This is a genomic window from Caulobacter endophyticus (assembly GCF_029543245.1).
GTDB classification, from domain to species: domain Bacteria; phylum Pseudomonadota; class Alphaproteobacteria; order Caulobacterales; family Caulobacteraceae; genus Caulobacter; species Caulobacter endophyticus_A.
Map to the genome: position 1 here is coordinate 68,611 of NZ_JARQWV010000009.1, position 19,034 is coordinate 87,644.

General features: G+C 68.3%; 18 protein-coding genes. 7 read left to right on the forward strand and 11 right to left on the reverse strand.

Features of this window, described 5'->3' with window-relative positions; genetic code table 11:
- The first annotated feature begins 91 nt into the window (after positions 1-91).
- Entirely contained in the window at positions 92-586 is a 495-nt protein-coding gene (locus P7A99_RS10305; protein ID WP_277793798.1) for a RebB family R body protein, read from the forward strand.
- Here P7A99_RS10305 and P7A99_RS10310 read toward each other — a convergent pair.
- Genes P7A99_RS10310 through P7A99_RS10320 form a run of 3 tightly spaced genes read right to left on the reverse strand, consistent with a single transcriptional unit; the run spans position 583 to position 4,180 of the window.
- Positions 583-1,599, reverse strand: a complete 1,017-nt coding sequence (locus P7A99_RS10310) for a cytochrome-c peroxidase (RefSeq protein ID WP_277793799.1) — start codon at positions 1,597-1,599, stop codon at positions 583-585. The two genes, P7A99_RS10305 and P7A99_RS10310, sit on opposite strands and share 4 nt — an antisense overlap.
- 17 nt (positions 1,600-1,616) lie before the next feature.
- Complete coding sequence (locus P7A99_RS10315; RefSeq protein ID WP_277793800.1) at positions 1,617-2,141, reverse strand: homogentisate 1,2-dioxygenase; 525 nt, start codon at positions 2,139-2,141, stop codon at positions 1,617-1,619.
- Positions 2,142-2,152: 11 nt separating this feature from the next.
- Positions 2,153-4,180, reverse strand: coding sequence for a TonB-dependent receptor plug domain-containing protein (locus P7A99_RS10320; protein WP_277793801.1), 2,028 nt, complete (start codon positions 4,178-4,180; stop codon positions 2,153-2,155).
- 122 nt (positions 4,181-4,302) lie between these two features.
- On the opposite strand from P7A99_RS10320, the gene P7A99_RS10325 reads away from it, so the two are divergent.
- From P7A99_RS10325 to P7A99_RS10350, 6 genes are all read left to right on the forward strand, one after another.
- Positions 4,303-4,929 (forward strand): glutathione S-transferase family protein, encoded by a 627-nt coding sequence (locus P7A99_RS10325; protein WP_277793802.1) that lies wholly within the window; start codon positions 4,303-4,305, stop codon positions 4,927-4,929.
- Positions 4,930-5,295: 366 nt separating this feature from the next.
- Complete coding sequence (locus P7A99_RS10330; RefSeq protein WP_277793803.1) at positions 5,296-6,888, forward strand: flavin monoamine oxidase family protein; 1,593 nt, start codon at positions 5,296-5,298, stop codon at positions 6,886-6,888.
- A gap of 3 nt (positions 6,889-6,891) precedes the next feature.
- Positions 6,892-7,326 carry a c-type cytochrome gene (locus P7A99_RS10335; protein WP_277793804.1) on the forward strand — a complete coding sequence of 145 codons (435 nt, stop codon included), beginning with the start codon at positions 6,892-6,894 and terminating at the stop codon, positions 7,324-7,326.
- Positions 7,327-7,447: 121 nt separating this feature from the next.
- On the forward strand, positions 7,448-7,624 hold the full coding sequence (locus P7A99_RS10340; RefSeq protein WP_109101518.1) for a hypothetical protein: 177 nt from the start codon (positions 7,448-7,450) through the stop codon (positions 7,622-7,624).
- Positions 7,625-7,651: 27 nt separating this feature from the next.
- Positions 7,652-8,185 carry an AAA family ATPase gene (locus tag P7A99_RS10345; RefSeq protein WP_277793805.1) on the forward strand — a complete coding sequence of 178 codons (534 nt, stop codon included), beginning with the start codon at positions 7,652-7,654 and terminating at the stop codon, positions 8,183-8,185.
- Positions 8,186-8,188: 3 nt separating this feature from the next.
- A complete protein-coding gene (locus tag P7A99_RS10350) occupies positions 8,189-8,683 on the forward strand; it encodes a GNAT family N-acetyltransferase (protein ID WP_277793806.1) in 495 nt (164 codons plus the stop codon).
- A 513-nt stretch (positions 8,684-9,196) separates the two neighbouring features.
- Here the strand turns inward: P7A99_RS10350 and flhA are convergent.
- From flhA to flgE, 8 genes are all read right to left on the reverse strand, one after another.
- A complete protein-coding gene (gene flhA, locus P7A99_RS10355) occupies positions 9,197-11,314 on the reverse strand; it encodes a flagellar biosynthesis protein FlhA (protein ID WP_277793807.1) in 2,118 nt (705 codons plus the stop codon).
- A 142-nt stretch (positions 11,315-11,456) separates the two neighbouring features.
- Positions 11,457-12,842 (reverse strand): sigma-54-dependent transcriptional regulator FlbD, encoded by a 1,386-nt coding sequence (locus tag P7A99_RS10360; protein WP_277793808.1) that lies wholly within the window; start codon positions 12,840-12,842, stop codon positions 11,457-11,459.
- Positions 12,843-12,936: 94 nt separating this feature from the next.
- Positions 12,937-13,269 (reverse strand): flagellar motor switch protein FliN, encoded by a 333-nt coding sequence (gene fliN / locus P7A99_RS10365; RefSeq protein WP_058346608.1) that lies wholly within the window; start codon positions 13,267-13,269, stop codon positions 12,937-12,939.
- A 5-nt stretch (positions 13,270-13,274) separates the two neighbouring features.
- A complete protein-coding gene (locus P7A99_RS10370; RefSeq protein ID WP_277793809.1) occupies positions 13,275-13,922 on the reverse strand; it encodes a flagellar assembly protein FliH in 648 nt (215 codons plus the stop codon).
- Positions 13,923-13,932: 10 nt separating this feature from the next.
- Entirely contained in the window at positions 13,933-14,949 is a 1,017-nt protein-coding gene (gene fliG, locus P7A99_RS10375; protein WP_101712594.1) for a flagellar motor switch protein FliG, read from the reverse strand.
- 4 nt (positions 14,950-14,953) lie between these two features.
- Positions 14,954-16,618 carry a flagellar basal-body MS-ring/collar protein FliF gene (gene fliF, locus P7A99_RS10380; protein WP_277793810.1) on the reverse strand — a complete coding sequence of 555 codons (1,665 nt, stop codon included), beginning with the start codon at positions 16,616-16,618 and terminating at the stop codon, positions 14,954-14,956.
- A gap of 238 nt (positions 16,619-16,856) precedes the next feature.
- On the reverse strand, positions 16,857-17,138 hold the full coding sequence (gene sciP, locus P7A99_RS10385; protein ID WP_007675208.1) for a CtrA inhibitor SciP: 282 nt from the start codon (positions 17,136-17,138) through the stop codon (positions 16,857-16,859).
- A 168-nt stretch (positions 17,139-17,306) separates the two neighbouring features.
- Positions 17,307-18,986 carry a flagellar hook protein FlgE gene (gene flgE / locus P7A99_RS10390; RefSeq protein ID WP_277793811.1) on the reverse strand — a complete coding sequence of 560 codons (1,680 nt, stop codon included), beginning with the start codon at positions 18,984-18,986 and terminating at the stop codon, positions 17,307-17,309.
- Between the last annotated feature and the right edge of the window lie 48 nt (positions 18,987-19,034).

Here is a 19,034-nt window from a genome sequence, read left to right on the forward strand (position 1 = left end):
GAAATTTCCTATTCCGAAAGCCGCGGCCATCCATTGTGGGTGAGCCGCGGTTTTCATTTCGAAGGCCGCCGGGTCCAGCGCGGAGACGACCATGGCCTTCCCGACCAACGTCAACGACCAGATCACCGACTCCGTCAGCCAGGTGAACACCAAGGTTCTGGGCGACGCGCCCGCCATGGCGATGGGCAATCTGTTTCAGGCCACCTCCCAGGCCCTGTCGAACGCCGCCCACAACGCCACCGAAGGCCAGCAGCAGTCCGACCTGACGACACAGGCCTCGACGACGCAGGGCGTCTCGACGCTGCTGTCGGTCGACACCGCCAGCGCTGGCGAGGCGACGAAGGAAATCTTCGCCGCCACCCCGCCTGCACCGCCGAGCGAACCTTCCGAGCCGGCGATAGAACAGGCCCTCCGAGCCGCCCAGGCGGCGCAGGAAGCGGAGGAGGCGGCGATACAGGCGGCGATGGAACAGGTCGACCCAGCCATACGAGCCGCCATGGCGGCGCAGCAGGCGGCGATGGCGCAATCCGAAGCCGAGGTCCAAGCCGCCATGGCCGCTGCGGCGGCGGGCGTTCCGGAAGACTAGGATCCGCACCCAGGCTTGGGCAGTGAAAACCGCGAATCCTTGACGAAGGTCTCGTCGGTCAGCGTACCCAGGAACGCGACGAGGTCCGCAACCTGGCGATCCTCCAGCCGCATCGCCACGCGATGCCGGCGGATCGCCGTTTCCAGCGTCGGGGCCGAGCCGTCGTGCAGGTAGGGCGCGCTCAGGGCTGCATTGCGCAACGAAGGCGTGCGGAAGCGCCCCGCATCGGCCGCCTCGCCTGTGACGTCGGCGAGGCCCTGGTCGCCGGTGAACGGCGCATCGATGCGGTGGAAGCGAGGCTTGTCCGCGTCGGTGAACAGCGGGCCGGCATGGCAGCTGGCGCAGCGGGCCTTGAACAGCCGCTCGCCGCGCTCGGCCTCGGCTGACACCGCGACGTCCTCTCCCCGGCGCCGCCGATCATAGGGACTGTCGAAAGAGACGAACGTGCGCTGGAAGGCGGCAAGGGCCTTGGCGATGGTGGTCATGCTGACCTTGCCGCCCGCCTCTGGGAACGCCTCGCCGAACATCCTGCGATAGCAGGCTTGGCCGGCCAGGCGCGCGGTCAGCACCGCCTCCTGGCCCGCAAAGCCCATCTCGACCGGCTTGGTCCCGGCGATCGGGATCAGGGCCTGGCTCTCCAACGTCTTCACGCTCGCATCACCCCAGGTCAGCGCGCGGAAATAGCCGACATTGGCCAGGGTCTGGATGTTGCGACGCCCGGGATCGCCATGCACGCCCGGACGGGTGCGGTTGCTGTCGGTAAAGCCGCGCCGCTGCTCGTGGCAGGTGGCGCAGGACATCGTGCCATCGATAGAGAGGTCGGCATCGTAGAACAGCTTGCGGCCCAGTTCGACCTTGGCGTCCGACATCGGATTGTCGGCCGGGACCGGCGGCGGCGCGACGCCCGCCGGCAGCTTCCAGTCGAAGGTCGATACGGCGGCAGGCGCGAAGGCGGCGCTCAGCAGCAGACTGGCCGCCAGAGCCAGCGCCTTACCATAGACCTCCAGCCGCACGCCCCTCCCCCGCCGCGTCAGGGCTTGCGGGCGACCATGATCGGCAGCTCCGGCTGGGCGTTGGCCGAGATCTGGATCAGGTAGTCGCCGGGTGCCAGATCGAAGGTCACCATCTTGCGCACGGTCGAGCAGGCCGGACCCCGGCCGTGGGCGGTCGAGCGCTGGGCCGCGCCGTCCTTCAGAACGTCGATCCAGGCGCCGGTCCCCAGCGCGATCACATAGGCCCCGGCCGTCTCGACCTTCAGCGAGAACAGGCCGCCCTTGCTGACCGTGCCGCCGGGCTTTTCCGGCTGGACGGCGTAGACCACGTCCGGGGTCGGCGCGAGAGCCGCAGCATAGGCCTGGCCGGGCGCCAGCACGGCTTTCGGCAGGCCAGCCGTCGAAGTCGCCGCCGCCAGCGGGACCTTGGCCGCCCAGGCCGCCAGCTCCGGCGGCAGGCCGGCCTCGACGCCGGGCGCGCAGGCTGCGTCCGATTGGGTCTGGGCCAAGGCGGCGGGCGCGGCCAGGGCGAGACCGGCGGCGAGGATCAAGGCAAGACGCATGGCGGGGCTCCTCAGAACTTGACCCGCAGGTCGGCGCGGAAGTTGCGGCCTTCCTCGGGGAAGCCGTCGACCAGCTGGTACTTCTGGCCCAGCAGGTTTCGGGCGCCGAGGATGACGTCGATCTTCGGCGTCACTGTCACCTGGGCGGTCAGGTTGGCCAGCACGTAGCCGCCGGTGCGATAGTAGCGGGCGGGGCTGACCAGCGAGCTCGACGTCACCGTCCAGCGCTTGGACGCCGCCTCGATGCTGGGCGTCAGCGACAGGCGGTCGTTCAGCGTCCAGTCGGCATAGACGAACAGCCTGTGGGTCGGCACGCCAGTCGGGCGGAAGGCGGCGTTGGTCGGGTCGGTCAGCTTGCGGTGCAGGTAGGTATAGGCGCCGCCCAGGGTCAGGCGGTCGCCGGCCTTGAACCTCGCTGCGCCTTCCAGGCCGTAATATTCGCCGTCGCCGGCGTTCTTGGTCTGGTTGACCGTGCCATAGGGCGGGCCCAGCGCCACCGGGATCAGGATCAGGGCGTCGCGCACGTCGCTGTAGAACACCGCCCCCTCGATCTTCAGCAGCGGGGTGAAGTCGACAGAACCGCCCAGCTCGTAGTTGATCGCCCGCTCGGCCTTGACGTCCGGATTGGGCACGGCCTGGCCCATGCGGGCGCTGTAGCGTTCGAACAGGGTCGGGAAGCGGGCGCGCGACGAGACGCTGCCGTGCAGCTGCACGTCGGGCAGCGGCCGCCAGACCAGCGCCGCCTGGCCGTTCCAGGCCACGTCGTCGGTCAGCGGATAGAAGACGAAGGCGTTCGAATTGTAGTCCTGGGCCTGGCTCAGGTCGCGGCGATCGCGCGAGACGCCGACCACCAGGTCGACCTTGTCGCCAAGGCGCTGGGTGTCCTCCAGGGCGACCGAGGTGGTGTCCTCGATCACCGTCTGGCGAGGCTCGGTCCCCGGCGGGGCGAAGCTCTGCTGCCATTCGACGTGCTTGTCGCGACGATAGAAGGCGGCGGCCTTCAGGGTGTTGCTCGCCGTGATGTCGACGTCCAGCTCCAGGTTCCCGCCATAGGCCACGTCGTCATAGTAGGAGCGGAAGGCCCGCCCCAGGGTCTGGCTGTTCTGGCGGGCGTTGTCCCAAGAATAGAGCGCGTTCTCGAAGGTGTTGCGATAGACGCGCGCCTTCAGCACGGCGTTGTCGGCGATCTTCGTGCGCGTCAGCAGCGCCAGGCTGTCGATGTTCCAGTAGGGCCAGGACCAATAGCGCGTGCTGGCCGTGTCGGTGACGTGATAGGGCGCGTTCTTCTCGCCCTCCTGCCGGGTGTAGGTGACCGAGTATTCGTCGGTGGCGTTGGGCGTGAAGCCGGCTTTGAGATTGACGCGCCAGTCCTCGCTCTCGGAGTGGTCGCGGTTGCCGCCGTTCTCCAGCGCTGTGGCCTTGTAGTCGCCCGGCAGCCGCCAGTGGGTGCGCTCGCTGCGCGCGCCGCTGGCCTGGACGTAGAAGCGGTCGGCCTCGCCGCCGATGCGGCCCGACACGGTGTTGCTGCTGAGCGAGCCGTCTCCATCGAAGCCCGCGCCCAGCCGGATCTCGCCCTCGAAGGGCCGCGAGGGCTTGCGGGTCACGAGGTTGATGGCGCCGCCCAGGCCGCCCGGACCGTCCAGCACCGAGACATAGCCCTTGGAAACCTGGACCTCGGAAAGGTCGGCCGTGAGAAACCGCGCGAAGTCGATGCGGTTGTCGGCCGGCAGGAACACCCGCACGCCGTCGATCGACAGGGTGGTCTGGAAGCGGTCGAAGCCTCGAATGAACACCAGCCGCTCGTTGCGCGAGCCGCCGCTGGCGCCCGCCGCCGCGCCAGGGATCAGGTCCAGCGCCTGGTCGACGCTGGCCTTGTCGAACTTGCGCAGGTCTTCGCCCTTGACCGTGCTGCCGCCGATCGTCTCGCCGGCGGCGTTGCGGGCGGTCACCTGCACCTCGCCCAGCGCATAGACGTCGCCCTGGGCGTGGGCGGCGCCGGCCAGCAGCGAACCGGCGAGCAGTACGGAGCGAAACAGCATGAAATCCCCTCGTTATGTAAGTCGACTACATAACGAGTCGCGAGACGCCTCGCCTTGAAGAATTTCTCCACCGGCGCGTGAAACCGACAATGCTAGAGATCGCAGCGTCAACGGAGACCTCCATGCTCAGGATACTGGGCCGCACCTCGTCGCTGAACGTCCGCAAGGTGCTGTGGACCTGCGGCGAACTCGATCTCGCCTATGAGCGCGAAGACTGGGGAACCGGCTACGCCTCGACCAGCCACCCGGCCTTCCTGGCGCTGAACCCCAACGCCCTGGTGCCGGTGCTGATCGACGAGCACGGACCGCTGTGGGAGTCGAACACCATCTGCCGCTACCTCGCCTCGCGCCACGTCGGCGGCGAGTCCCTGCTGTCCACCGAGCCGCGCGGCCGGGCCGCCGTCGAACAGTGGATGGACTGGCAGGCCACCGAGCTGAACACCGCCTGGCGCTACGCCTTCGCCGGCCTGGTGCGCCGCATGCCCGGCTTCGACGATCCGGCCCAGATCGCCGCCAGCATCCACGCCTGGAACGGCGCCATGGTCCTGCTCGATCGCCAGCTCGACCGCACCGGCGCCTTCGCCGCCGGCGAGACCTTCACCCTGGCCGACGTGGTGCTGGGCGTCTCCGTCCACCGCTGGGCCGCCTCCCCCATCGACCGCGCCGCCCTGCCGGCGGTCGAGGCCTATTACGACCGCCTGAAGATGCGCGAGGCGTTCCAGCCCTGGGCGCTACCCGAGGTTCCTTAGGCCTCCCATAGGCCGTCATCCCGGCCGAAGCGAAGCGCAGAGCCGGGACCCAGTCTACGCGATGCGTCGGCCACCGCTTGAACGGCGACCCCAGCGCCGCGCCCAGCCCCCTGGGTCCCGGGTCTACGGTCCGCTCCGCAGACCTCCGCCCGGGATGACGAACTGAATGTGAGTCGTAAGCCGCCGCCCTCCCCTGCCCGTTTCCTGCGCAGCCCCATCGTCCGAACGCTGCGGAACGGTGATCCGCGAACCCATCCGCTCGCCACGCGAACAAAGTGGGCGGCGGGGGCGTAAGGCGGCCTGCTTAGCTCGGTCCCAGCACGCCGCCCGGTCGCGGGCGGCGGCGAAGGGGATAGGGCCGAGCACATGCCAGACGGAGTTCGCGTACCGACCAGAAGACAGCTCTTGACCGCCATCGCCCGGGTAGGCGGGACGGCGGCGCTGTATCAGGCCATCACCACCCTCGGCCACGCCGCCGAGACCCAGTTCCACGGCCCGCCGAACCTCGCGGGCGCAAGGCCCGGCGCCTCGGTGCTGGTGCTGGGGGCGGGCCTGGCCGGTCTGCTGGCGGCCTATGAGCTGACCCGCGCCGGCTACAAGGTGCGGATCCTCGAATACCAGGGCCGCGCGGGCGGCCGGAACTGGTCCCTGCGCGGCGGCGACACCTATACCGAGCTGGGCGGCGCGACCCAGAAGGTCGGCTTCGCCGCCGGCAACTACTTCAACCCCGGCCCGTGGCGGATCCCGCACCATCACCGCACCCTGCTGCACTACTGCAAGCAGTTCGGCGTGGCGCTGGAACCGTTCATCCAGTTCAACCACAACACCTTCGTCCATTCCTCGACCGCGTTCGGCGGCAAGCCGGTGCGCTTCAAGGCCGCCGCGGCCGACTTCGAGGGCAATGTCGCCGAGCTGCTGGCCAAATCGATCAACACCAGGGCGCTGGACGACGCGGTCACGCCGGAGGATCGCGAAAAGCTGCTCGAGGCCCTGAAGGGCTGGGGCATGCTCGACGGCGACTACCGCTACGCCAAGGGCCTGCGCAGCTCGGCCCACCGGGGCTATGACCGGCCGCCCGGCGGCGGGATCGACGGCGCGCCGATCCCCTCCGACCTCTACGCCCTGCACGACGTGCTCGACCCGCAGGTCTGGACCTCGATGGCCTTCTTCATGGGCCATGAGATGCAGACCACCATGTTCCAGCCGGTCGGCGGCATGGACATGATCGGCAAGGCCTTCGCCAGGCAGGTCGAGGGCCTGACGACCTTCAACGCCAAGGTCACGAAGATCGCCCAGGACGACAAGGGCGTGGCCGTCACCTTCAGCGACACCGCCACCGGCAAGGTCGAGACCGCCAAGGCAGACTGGTGCGTTTGCACCATTCCACTTTCCATCCTCGGCCAGATCGACAGCGAGATCAGCGACGACCTGGCCGCCGCCATCAAGGCCGTGCCCTATTCGGGCCAGGTGAAGATCGGCCTGGAGATGAAGCGGCGCTTCTGGGAGGAGGAAGACTCCATCTACGGCGGCCACAGCTTCACCGACCAGGAGATCGCCCTGATCTCCTATCCCAACAACAACCTGTTCGGGAACGGGCCGGCCGTGCTGCTGGGGGCCTTCGCCCGCGAGATGGGGGCCTATCGCCTGGCCGGCATGACGCCGCAGCAACGCATCGAGGTCGCCCTGCAACAGGGCTCGGTCCTGCACCCGCAGAGCTATCGCAAGGAGTTCGCCAACGGCGCCTCGGTGGCCTGGAGCCGCGTGCCCTGGGCGCTGGGCTGCTGCGCCCGCTGGACCGAGGAGACCCGCAAGCAGCACTACCAGACCCTGGTGGCCATGGACCGGCGCATCGTGCTGGCCGGCGAGCACGCCTCCTATGTCGGCTGCTGGATGGAGGGCGCGCTGCTCTCGTCGCTGGACGCTATCACCCGCCTGCACAAGCGCGCCCTGGAGGCCTAGAGCATGACCCGTCCCGTTCTCGTCGCGGCGTCGGCGCTGGTCGCCGTCCTCGCCTGCGCCATCCCCGCCGTCGCCCAGGCCCCGCCCGGCGGCGACACCGGCGGCGGCGTGGTCCGCGTCGCCAAGCCCCTTACCGGCCAGCAGGTCTACGAGGCCGTCTGCCAGGCCTGCCACATGGCCGACGCCAAGGGCGGAACCGGCGCGGGCACGATTCCCGCCCTCGCCGGCAATCCAAAGCTGGCCGCCGCCCCTTACGTCTCCATGGTGGTGGTGCGCGGCCAGGGGGGCATGCCGCCCTTCGCCGGCACGCTGGACGACGAGCAGATCGCTCAGGTCGTCACCTATGTCCGCACCCACTTCGGCAACGCCTACGCCAAGCCGGTGACGGCCGCCGACGTGGCTAAGGTCCCCCACCCGGACCGTTCGGGAGGGCACTAAAGCGTGGCAGCCGAAAGTGTGTGCGGTTTCGGCGTCCGCCACGCTTCAAGTAGATGGCTTGGCGACCGCCCCGGCGGTCGCCAAGCGGGACGTGGGGCGTCCGGCGTGCTACAGCGCGCCGATGAGCAACGAGACCAACGACGCCCCGCCGAACGAAACCCCGATGCAGCGCGCCCTGCGCCTGAAGAAGGCGGCCCAGGGCCGCCACGGCCATGGCCCCAAGGCCTCCAGCGGCAAGGTCGACAAGGCCGACGCCACCGCGCCGACCGGCAAGTCCAAGCCCTGGATGACCCGCTAGGATAAGATGCCGGCCGGAGGACGACTCATGGCCGACAACTTCGTCCTGATCACCGGCTGCTCGGGCGGCGGCAAGTCCAGCCTGCTGGCGCAGCTGGCCGCGCGCGGCTACGCCGTCGTCGAGGAGCCCGGCCGCCGCATCGTCCGGCAGGCGCAAGGGCCGGACGACACCGTCCTGCCCTGGAACGATCCCGCCGCCTTCGCCCGCCGCGCCGTCGAACTGGCCCTGGCCGATCGCGAGGCCGCGCGCGGCCTGCATGGCTGGGTGTTCTTCGACCGCGGCCTAGTCGACGCCGCCAGCGCCCTGGAGGCCGCCACCGGCGAGCCGAGCCTGCGGGCGCTGGACCGCGCCCACCGCTATCACCGCCGCGTCTTTCTCGCGCCGCCCTGGCCGCAGATCCACGTCGCCGACGCCGAACGCCGCCACGGCCTCGACGCGGCGCTGGAGGAATATCACCGCCTGGAAGCCGCCCTGCCCGCCCTCGACTATGAGGTCGTCATCCTGCCGAAGACCTCGGTCGCCGCCCGCGCCGACTTCGTTCTCGCCACCCTGGAAGCCTGAGCCATGCTGATCCGTCCCGAGCGCCCCGAAGACGTCGCCGCCATCGGCGCGGTGACGTCCGCCGCCTTCCTGGGCCGTCCCTACAGCAGCCAGACCGAAGCCCTGATCGTCGCCGCCCTGCGCGCGGCCGGCGCCCTGTCGCTGTCGCTGGTGGCCGAGGTCGACGGCCAGGTGGCCGGCCACATCGCCTTTTCGCCGGTCGATATCGAGGTCTCGTCGGGCGACTGGTACGGCCTTGGCCCGGTGTCGGTGAACCCCGACCAGCAGGGCACGGGCCTTGGCCAGGCCCTGATCCGCGAAGGCCTCAAGCAGCTGGAAGCGCGCGGCGCCGCCGGCTGCGTGCTGCTGGGCTCGCCCAAATATTACGAACGGTTCGGCTTCGTGGCCGACGAGGTTCTGACCTACGGCGGCGAGTCCTCGCCCTACCTGCAACGGCTGATCTTCAAGGGCCGCCCGCCGCGCGGCGCGGTGACCTACCACACGGCGTTCGGGGCTTAAGGTCGGATCCCTATTCCCGTCGCCTTGGAAGCGGACGAACTGACACTCCGCAAAGGGTGGTTATCAGACTTTAACGGCGCTCGACGAAAGCCGGTAGATGGGCGCAGGAAGGGCCGCTTGTGAAGTCGTGAGCTGTGTCGGTCAGCCACCCGCTGTGCCAGCGGTTGGGCGTCAGATGGTGAGCTGAAGGCGAGCGTGCGCGGGCGTCTTCCATATCCATCACGCGCGTCATGTCGGTCGCGGACTTGGATGACTGCACAACGACGAGGGTCTCGAACCGGTCGTGAAGCTTCCCCGCGTCAAACCACTCAAGTCGCCGATAGCAGACTCCCGTAGCATTTTCCGGCGGAGTCGATCGAACCGCATTCCGGTCACAGGCCGTTTGAGCGAACACAGAGAAGCCGACGAAGAGCATTGCGGCTAGATATGCCCGGTTCTTTTTCATGCCAGCACGCTAGCGCTTCGGCGAAGGTCCGCAATGGGTCGTGAACAGAAGTTGGCGCGTAGACGGCCCTAGACCATCCCCACCGTCTTCAGACGCGCCCGGGGGTGGATCTCGTTCTGGCTCATCACCACGGTCTGGCCGCGGAAGCGCTCGATGATCGAGCGGACGTAGGGGCGGATGCCCGGGCTGGTCAGCAGCACCGGCTGTTCGCCTTGCAGGGCGGCGCGCTCGAAGGTGTCGCGCACGCCGCGGATGAAGTCCTGCAGGCGCGAGGGGGCCAGGGCCAGCTGCTTGTCCTCGCCCGGCCCGATCAGGGCTTCGGCGAAGGCCTGCTCCCAGTCGGCCGACAGGGTGATGATCGGCAGGGCGCCGTCCTCGCCGCGATTGGCCCAGCACAGCTGGCGGGCCAGGCGCGCGCGCACCTGCTCGACCAGCTGGGTGACCGAAGCCGTGTGCGGGGCGGCCTCGCCGATGCCTTCCAGGATCTGCGGCAGGTCGCGGATCGAGACGCGCTCCTTGAGCAGGGCCTGCAGCACGCGTTGGATCGTGGCGGCGTTGACGACGCCGGGGATCAGGTCGTCGACGAGCTTCTTCTGGTTTTCCGGCAGCTCCTTCAGGAGCTTCTGCACCTCGGCGTAGGAGAGCAGGTCGGCCATGTTCTCCTTGAGGATCTCGGTCAGGTGCGTGGTCAGCACCGTGGCCGGATCGACGACCGTATAGCCGCGGAACGTCGCCTCTTCGCGCAGGTCGTCGGCGACCCAGGTGGCCGGCAGGCCGAAGGCGGGCTCGCGCACGTGCTCGCCGGGCAGCTCCACCTGGCCGCCGCGCGGGTCCATGGCCATCAGGTGGCCCAGGCGCACTTCGCCCAGACCCGCTTCCATCTCCTTGATGCGGATGGCGTAGCCCTGGTTGGCCAGGCGCATGTTGTCGAGGATGCGCACGGGCGGCATGACGAAGCCGAACTCGGTGGCCAGGGTCTTGCGCAGAGCGCGGATCTGGTCGGTCAGGCGGCGGCCTTCCAGGTCGTTGATCAGGGTCAGCAGGCCGTAGCCCAGCTCGATCTTGACGTCGTCGATGGCCAGGGCCGCGCTGATCGGCTCTTCTTCCGGCTCGGCCGGGGCGGCGGCTGCTGCTGCGGCGGCGGCTTCGGCGGCCTCCTTGGCGGGGGCGAGCTTGGCCTGCTGGGCCCGGCGATAGGCCAGATAGCCCGCACCGACCGCCAGGGCCGCGAACGGGATCAGCGGCATGCCGGGGATCAGGGCGATGACGCCCGACGAGGCCGAGACCATGCCCAGGGCGACGGGGTTCATGGCCAGTTGGGTGGTCAGGGCCTTGTCGGCGCTGCCCTCGACGCCCGCCTTAGACACGACCAGACCGGCGGCGATCGAGATGATCAGGGCCGGGATCTGGCTGACCAGGCCGTCGCCGATGGTCATCAGGGTGTAGGTCGAGGCGGCCTCGCCGAGCGGCACCTTGTGCTGCACGACGCCGATCAGGATGCCGCCGACGATGTTGATGCCGGTGATGATCAGGCCGGCGACCGCGTCGCCCTTCACGAACTTGCTGGCGCCGTCCATGGCGCCGAAGAAGGTGCTTTCCTGTTCCAGTTCCTTGCGGCGGATCTTGGCCTGGTCCTGGTCGATCAGGCCCGTCGACAGGTCGGCGTCGATGGCCATCTGCTTGCCGGGCATCGCGTCCAGGGTGAAGCGCGCGGCCACTTCGGCGATGCGGCCCGAACCCTTGGTGACGACCATGAAGTTCACCACCACCAGGATGATGAAGATGATCACGCCGATGACGAAGTTGCCCTGCATCATCAGGTTGCCGAAGGCGGCGATGACCGCGCCGGCCCCGTGGCCGCCCTCGTGACCATTGCCCAGGATCAGGCGGGTCGAGGCGATGTTGAGGCCCAGGCGGTAAAGGGTCGCGACCAGCAGCACGGTCGGGAAAGAGGTGAATTCCAGCGGCTTCTTGATCAGCACCGCCGTCATCAGGATCAGCACCGAGCCGGTCAGCGACACGGCCAGCAGGATGTCGAGCAGCGCCGGCGGCACCGGCAGGATCAGCAGGACGATGATGCCCACGACGCCGACGGCCAGGCCCATCTCGCCGCGCAGGATCCCTTCCCACAACGACTTGGCGCTGGGGATCGAGGATGCGGCCTTGGGGGCGGCGGCGTCAGCCATGGAAAGCCTTGCTGCTGTGTCTAGGACGGGACCGCTCCGCTTGAAGCGATTTGTGACGGCCCGCCATCTCCTTAATCCAAATTAGCCATGTTCGGCGCCGGACCGATCGTCGCGGGCGCCGAACAGATTCTACACTGGAGGTTTAGGCGGCCGCGCCGACGCCGCCCTGCGGCGGGGGCACGTTGACGCCGGCGTCGCCGTATTCCTTGAGCTTGTTGCGCAGAGTGCGGATCGAGATGCCCAGGATGTTGGCGGCGTGGGTTCGGTTGCCCAGGCAGTGCTCCAGGGTGTCGATGATCAGCGTCTGCTCCATCTCGGCCACGGTCTGGCCGACGAAGCTGCGGGCGACGGCGGCGCTGGCCACGGCTTCGGCCGCCGCCATCGAGGCGCCGCGGGCCACTGCCGCGTCGGGGGCCGGCGCCAGGGGCTGGCCGTCCGGCAGGCGGATGGCGAACTCCTCGATCTCAGCGCCGGTCGACAGCAGCACCGCGCGGTGCATGGCGTTTTCCAGCTCGCGCACGTTGCCCGGCCAGCGGTGGGCGATCAGGCGGCGCTTGGCCTCGGCCGAGATCGGCTTCAGGTCGATGCCGTTGGCGGCCGAGTACTTCTTCACGAAGTGCTCGCACAGATTGATGATGTCGCCCGGGCGCTCGCGCAGCGGCGGCAGGGCCAGGTTCACGACGTTCAGGCGATAGAGCAGGTCTTCGCGGAACACGCCTTCCTTGACCGCGTCGGCCAGGTTGCGGTTCGACGTGGCCAGGATGCGGATGTCGACCTTCACCGGCTTGGTGCCGCCGACGCGGTCGATCTCGCGCTCCTGGATGGCGCGCAGCAGCTTGGCCTGCAGGCGCACGTCCATTTCCGAGATTTCGTCCAACAGCAGGGTGCCGCCGTTGGCTTCCTCGAACTTGCCGATGCGGCGGGCCAGGGCGCCGGTGAAGGCCCCCTTCTCGTGGCCGAACAGCTCGCTTTCCAGCAGGTTCTCGGGGATGGCGGCGCAGTTGACGCTGATGAACGGCGCCTTGGCCCGACGCGATTTCGCGTGGACGTGGCGGGCCATCACTTCCTTACCCGAGCCGCTTTCGCCGGTGATCAGGATCGAGGCGTCAGACGGCGCGACCTGGTCGGCCAGCTTGATCACCTGCTCCATGTTCGGGTCGCGGGCGATCATCGGACGGTTGTCGTCGGTGACGGCGGCCAGGACGGCGGCGATCAGCTCGGCGTCCGGCGGCAGCGGGATGAATTCCTTGGCCCCCGCCTTGATGGCGCCGGCGGCGCGCATCGGGTCGGCGTCGACGCCGCAGGCCACGACCGGCACCCGGATGCGCTCGCTCTCGTTGGCCAGGATCAGGCCGGCGATGTCCAGGCCGTAGTCGACCATCATCAGGTCGGCGCCCTGCCCGGCGCGCAGCGCGTTGGTGGCCTGCTCCGTCGTCTCGACGTGCGAAACCTTGGCCCCGGCGTTCATCGCCATCTTCACGGCGACCGAGAGCTGACCGTTCAGTTTACCAACGACCAAGAGGCGCATTGTCTTGTCTCCGGGCGGCCCTTCCGGACCGATCTTCTACTGCTTCGCCCTCTTTCAGAAGGCGCGGACTGGGGTGGACGGAAAGCTGCGGGGATCAGCCCGCGGCGTCGCCGTCCTTGATGATTTCCGTCATGGTCACGCCCAGGCGCTCGTCGACGACGACGACCTCGCCCCGGGCGACCAGGCGGTTGTTGACGTAGATGTCGATCGCCTCGCCGACCTTGCGGTCGAGCTCGAGGATCGAACCGGCCTGCAGCTGCAGCAGCTGGGCCACCGACATGTTCGAGCGGCCGAGCACGGCCGAGATGTTGACGGGCACGTCGAACACCGGGGCCAGGTCGGAAGCGATCTTGTCGCTCAGCTCGACCGGGATTTCCGAGGCCAGCATGCCGCCGTTGAAATCGTTGAGGGTCAGGTCGTCAGACATGGCGGTCAGCCTTCGCTAGGAAGAAGGGGTTCGGCGTGCAGGCCCTCGGCCGCGATGGCGGCGTCCAGGGCCTCGGCGACGCGCTGCGCCGCCTCGTCGGGATTGAACTCGGCGCGGCCGTCGCCCCAGTCGAGGACGAAGGCGGCGGGCGGCTGAGCGGCGTCGGCGCGGGCGACGATCGCGCCCGGGAAGCCGATGGCGTGGGCGGTCTGCTCCAGGGCCGCCTGGGTGCGCTCCACCAGGTGCGGCGCGACGCGGATGGAAAGCTTCGGCTGGGCCTCGACCTCGCGGGCCAGGGCCAGCAGGGCCGCCGAGGCCGGGGCCTCGGGGAACTGGTCCAGGGCCGCGTCGGCGATCTTGTTGGCGCAGGCAAGCGCCAGGCGCGCGGCGTGCTCACGGTGCTCGTGGGCCACGGCCGACAGGGTCGCCAGCGCGCCGTGCACGGCGTGGGCGATGGCGTTCATGGCCTGGGCGGCTTCCTGCTCGGCGCGGGCCACGGCCGAGCGCTCGCCCTCGGCATAGGCCTCGGCGCGGGCGGCTTCGACCTCTTCGGGCGTGAAGCTCTTCTTCACCTTGGGGGCCTCGTAGGCCACCCCGCCACGGTCGTCGAAGACCGTGTCGAAGGCGAAGCGCTGATAGGTTCCGTTGGTCATGCCGCGCGCCTCAGTAGATCAGCTCGTCGTCGCTGCCCGAACCGGCCAGCATGATCTCGCCCTTGGCGGCGAGGTCCTTGGCGATCTGGACCATGGCGACCTGGGCCTGGTCGACGTCCTTCAGACGCACCGGGCCCATGCTTTCCATGTCCTCGCGCATGATCTTCGAGGCGCGTTCGGACATGTTGGAGAAGAACATCTCGCGCAGCTTGTCCGAGGCGCCCTTCAGGGCCAGGGCCAGCTGTTCCTTGCCGGTGGCGCGCAGCAGGGTCTGCACGCCGCCCGGATCCAGCTTCGACAGGTCCTCGAACACGAACATCAGGGCCCGGATGCGCTCGGCCGCCTCGCGGTTGCGCTCTTCCAGGGCGGCGATGAAGCGGGCCTCGGTCTGGCGGTCGAAGTTGTTGAAGATCTCGGCCATCATCTCGTGGCTGTCGCGCTTGGATGTGCGCGCCAGGTTCGACATGAACTCGATCCGCAGGGTCTGCTCGATCTTGTCGAGGATTTCGCGCTGCACCGGCTCCATGCGCAGCATGCGGGTGACGCATTCCAGCGCGAAGTCTTCCGGCAGGCAGGCCAGCACGCGGGCGGCGTGGTCGCTTTTCACCTTCGACAGCACGACGGCGACGGTCTGGGGGTATTCGTTCTTCAGGTAGTTGGCGAGCACCGCCTCGTTCACGTTGCCCAGCTTGTCCCACATGGTTCGACCCGCCGGACCGCGGATCTCTTCCATCAGCTGGTCGACCTTCTCGGGCGCCATGAACGACATCAGCAGGCGCTGGGTCTGCTCGTAGGAGCCCATGATCGCGCCGGTCGAGCTCATGCCCGAGACGAACTCGACCAGCAGCTCTTCCACCACCGAGGCCGAGACCGTGCCCAGGCTGGCCATGGCCTGCGAGACTTCCTTGATCTCCTCGTCGTCGAGCGCTTCCCAGATGCGGGTGTGCTCTTCGCCCAGGGCGAGCAGGACGATGGCGGCCTTTTCGGGCCCGGCCAGCTTGGCGATGTCTGTGACGGCGGCCTTCATCCGATCACTCCGACTCGTGCAGCCAGTTGCGCAGGATCGCGACCGACTCTTCGGGGTGCTTCTCGACGAACTCCGAGACGCGCTTGATGGACGAGGCCTTCACCTGGCCTTCGATCTTGGCGATGTCGATGCGCTGGTCGATGTCGGAGACCGGGCCGGCGATGGCGATCGGCTCGCCCGACTGGTCGACGACCACCTGCTGGGTGGTGCCGTCCGACAGGGTGACCAGGCGGGTGACCGGCTGGTCGCCCTGGCCCAGGGCCAGCGCGACGGGGTGCTGGCTGGCCGGCTGGGTCAGGCTCTTGATGAACGGACGCACGGCGAACAGCAGGATCAGCAGGGCGACGATGGCCAGCACGCCGATCTCGGCGACGCGCATCAGGTCGTCCTTGTCGAAGCCGGCCATCAGCCCGCCCTTGCCGTCAAGGCCCTGGTCCTCGGCGGTCGGGAAGCGGATGTTGGTGACCTTCACCTGGTCGCCGCGGCCGGCGTCGTAACCGATGGCGGTCTTCACCAGCTCTTCGATCTGGGCGATCTCCTCGGCGCTGCGCGGGGTGTAGGCGCCCGGCTTGCCGTCCTTGCCGGGAGCGGCGGTGACGCCGTCCACGGCCACGGCCACGGCGACCTTCTTCATCGAGCCCGGCTCGGTGACTTCGGTGCGGACCGATTCGGAGATCTCGTAGTTGGTGGTGGTCTCGTTGCTGCCCGAGTTCGAGCCGACAGGCTGGAAGCCGGCCGGCTGGCCGCCGGGGATGTTCTGGGTGGCGGTGACGCCGCTGGTGTCGTCGTTGCGGGTCTCGGACTGGTTGTTGGCGCTGGTGCTTTCCGAGCGCACGACCTGGCCGTCCGGATCGAACTTCTTTTCCTGGGTGGTGATGCGGTTCAGGTCGAGGTCGGCGGTGACCGTGACGCGGGCCTTGCCCGGGCCGAGCACGCCGTCGAGCATTTCCTTGACGCTCTTGGCGATGCGGGCTTCGGCTTCCGACTTGCGGTCCTGGGCCAGGCGGCCGGCCAGGCTCTCGTCGCCGCCGGCCGACAGGGTCTTGCCGTGCTGGTCGATGACGTTGACGCGCTCGGGCTTCATGCCCGGGACCGAGCCGGCGACCAGGTTCTGGACGGCGGCGACCATGTCCGACGACGGCTCGCGGCCGGCGGTGCCGATGGTGACGGCGGCGGACGGCTGCTCGGCGTCTTCCTCGAACAGCTGGCGCTTGGGCAGGACGAGGTGCACGCGGACGTCGCGCACGCCCTGCCAGCCGCGGATGGTGCGTTCCAGCTCGCCCTGCAGGGCGCGCTGGCGGTTCAGCTGCTGGACGAAGTCGGTCTGGCCGATGGCGTTGCCGGTGTCGAAGATCTCGTAGCCGATCGAGCCCGAGGTCACGAGACCCTTGCCCGAAACCAGCAGGCGGGCCGAATTGACCTTGTCGCGGGCGACCATGATGGTCGAGCCGTCGCCCTTGGTCTCGTACTTGATGCCGGCCTGGTCCAGCGCCTGGGTGACGGCCGAGGCTTCCTTGAGGTCGAGATTCGAATACAGCAGCTCGCTCGGCTGCTTGCCCAGCATCATCACAACCGCGGCCAGCACGGCGATGGAGCCGACGGCGACGCCCGCCAGGGCGGCCAGTCGACCGACGCCGAACTTCTGAATCGCGCTCAGGAATTTATCCACTGGGCCTGTCCCTCAAACTGCGTCCGAACGGAGCGCAAGCGAGACGGATGGAAGTCCGCCGTCGCTAGGCAGGATTTACCCAGTCGATGGTTAACGACGGCTTTAGATTTGGGGCGAGAACCCGCCTCCATAGGCGCCAAATGGTCGCGGCCGCGCCCCGGGGGGCGCGGCCGCTGAACAGACCGTTCGGGCGCTTGATGGAGCATAACTCCTCGCGCCCTTTCAGTTTTTCCGCCGTTTAGCGGTACTGCTGAAGCCGGGTGGTCCGCAGACCCGCCAGGCCGTGCCGGTCGATAGACTGCTGCCAGGCGAGGAATTCCTCGTTGGTCAGCTTGTAACGATCGCACGCCTCGTCGAGCGAGAGGAGACCACCGCGGACGGCGGCGACCACCTCGGCCTTACGCCGGATCACCCAACGCTGGGTTTCCGGGGGCGGAAGATCCGACAGGGTAAGAGGCGCACCGGTCGGACCGATGACGTACTTTTCACCCCGGCTGTTCGTGCGCTGCTGCTGCAACATGGCTTTACGCCTTTCCCACAACCATCACTGTTGACGAGGAATATAGGCGCCGGGGAATAACGGCGGCTTAATTCCGGTAGTAAAGAAAGACCTAAACAAGGGACTTCCTCCAGCCATCAGAGTGTATCGATGTGACACACTCTGATTAAGACAAGTTAAGACCTATGATCAGCGCTTAATGCTCAGAAGTTCTTCCAGCATCTGATCGGCGGTAGTGATGATTTTCGACGAGGCCGAGTACGCACGCTGCGTAGTGATCAGGCCGGTGAATTCAGTCGACAGGTCGACAGTCGAAGCTTCCAGCGTCGACGGCGCCAGAGAACCCGCGCCGCCCTGGCCCGGGGTCTTCAAGCTGTAGGTGCCGCTTTCATTGGTGACGCGGTAGGCGTTGCCGTTGACGCCCTTCAGACCGTTGACGTTCGAGAAGGTCGCGATGGCCACCTGGGCGATCCGGCGAGTCACCCCGTTGTCGAAGATGGCCGAGACGTAGCCGTCCTCGTCGACCTCGATGTTGGTCAGGTTGCCGAACGCGGTGCCGTTGGTGTTCACCGACTGGACGACCGACTGGCTGTTGTACTGGGTCAGGCCGCCGGCGGCGCTGGCCAGGTCGATCTGGATGTCCTGGGCGTCGATGCCCAGGCCGTCGGCCCAGCGCGGACCAGCGCCGGTGGCGGTCGGATCGGACGCGCCGATGTTGATCGCCGTCGGGGTCACGCCGCCGAACAGGTTGCCGACCGAAGCCAGCTTACCGTCCGTGGTGAAGGTGATCTTGCCCGAGCTGATCAGGCCGTTGGTGTTGTTGTCCAGGTCGCCCGGCTTGGCGCGCAGTTCGGCGAACCACTCGTTCGGGCCGGGGCCCTTGAGCAGCGACAGGGTCACGGTGCGCTGGCCGCCCTTGGAGTCCGAGACCGGGATCTGGATCTCGAAGTCAGGCTTGACGCCGGTGGTCGGATCCTCGGCGTAGTCGGCCATCGAGCGGGTGGCCGGGTCATAGGCGCCGGCGCTGACCGCGTCGGTCTTGTTGTTCAGGCCCAGGGCCGCGAACGACACGGTGGCGCCGCCGCCGGCGTTGATGTTGGCCGCCGGAGCGCCCGCGCCGGTCGGGGTGAAGCTGGTCAGGGCGCCCGTGGTCGGGTCGAACACGGCCGTGCCGGTGTCGACCACGACGCCCGCGCGGCGGACCTCGACCTGGTATTGGTTACCGGCGCCGGTCGGGCTGTAATAGACGGAGTAGTTGGCCGTGGCGGCGGCCGAGTCGGTCACGCCCGTCTTGTTGGAGACCGCGTTGGCGGCGGCCGACACGGCTTGCTCAGAACGCAGGTTGGCGTTGACGCCGACGCGCGTGGTCTTCTCGGCGGTGCCGCCGACGGTGCCGACGTTGATCGACGACAGCTGGGTCAGGTCCGACGGGTCGGGCGTGATCATGCCGGTGACCGGATCGGCCAGCCAGCCCTGCAGGTAGAGGCCGGCGTCGTTCTTCAGGTAGCCCAGGTTGTCCAGCTGGAACGAACCGGCGCGCGTGAACGAGCGGGTGTCGGTGGCGGTCAGGCCTTCCGGCTTCTCGGTGGTGACGAAGAAGCCCGAGCCGGCGATCGACAGGTCGAGGTTCGAGGTCGTCGACTGGGTCAGGCCCTGCTGGCTGATGAACTGGTGCGTCAGGGCCTTCACGCCGCCGGCGCTGTAGGTGTTGTTCTTGCTCTGCGAGGTGACCAGCGTGGAGAAGTTGGCCGACGAGCGCTTGTAGCCGACGGTGTTGACGTTCGCGATGTTGTCCGAGATCGCGGCCAGGGCCGACGAGTTGGCGACCAGACCGGAGACGCCCGAGAGCATGGCGCTGTTGATGGACATGACTGAAATCCTGCTCGTGAGGTTTGTGTCGAGGGGTTCAGCGCAGTT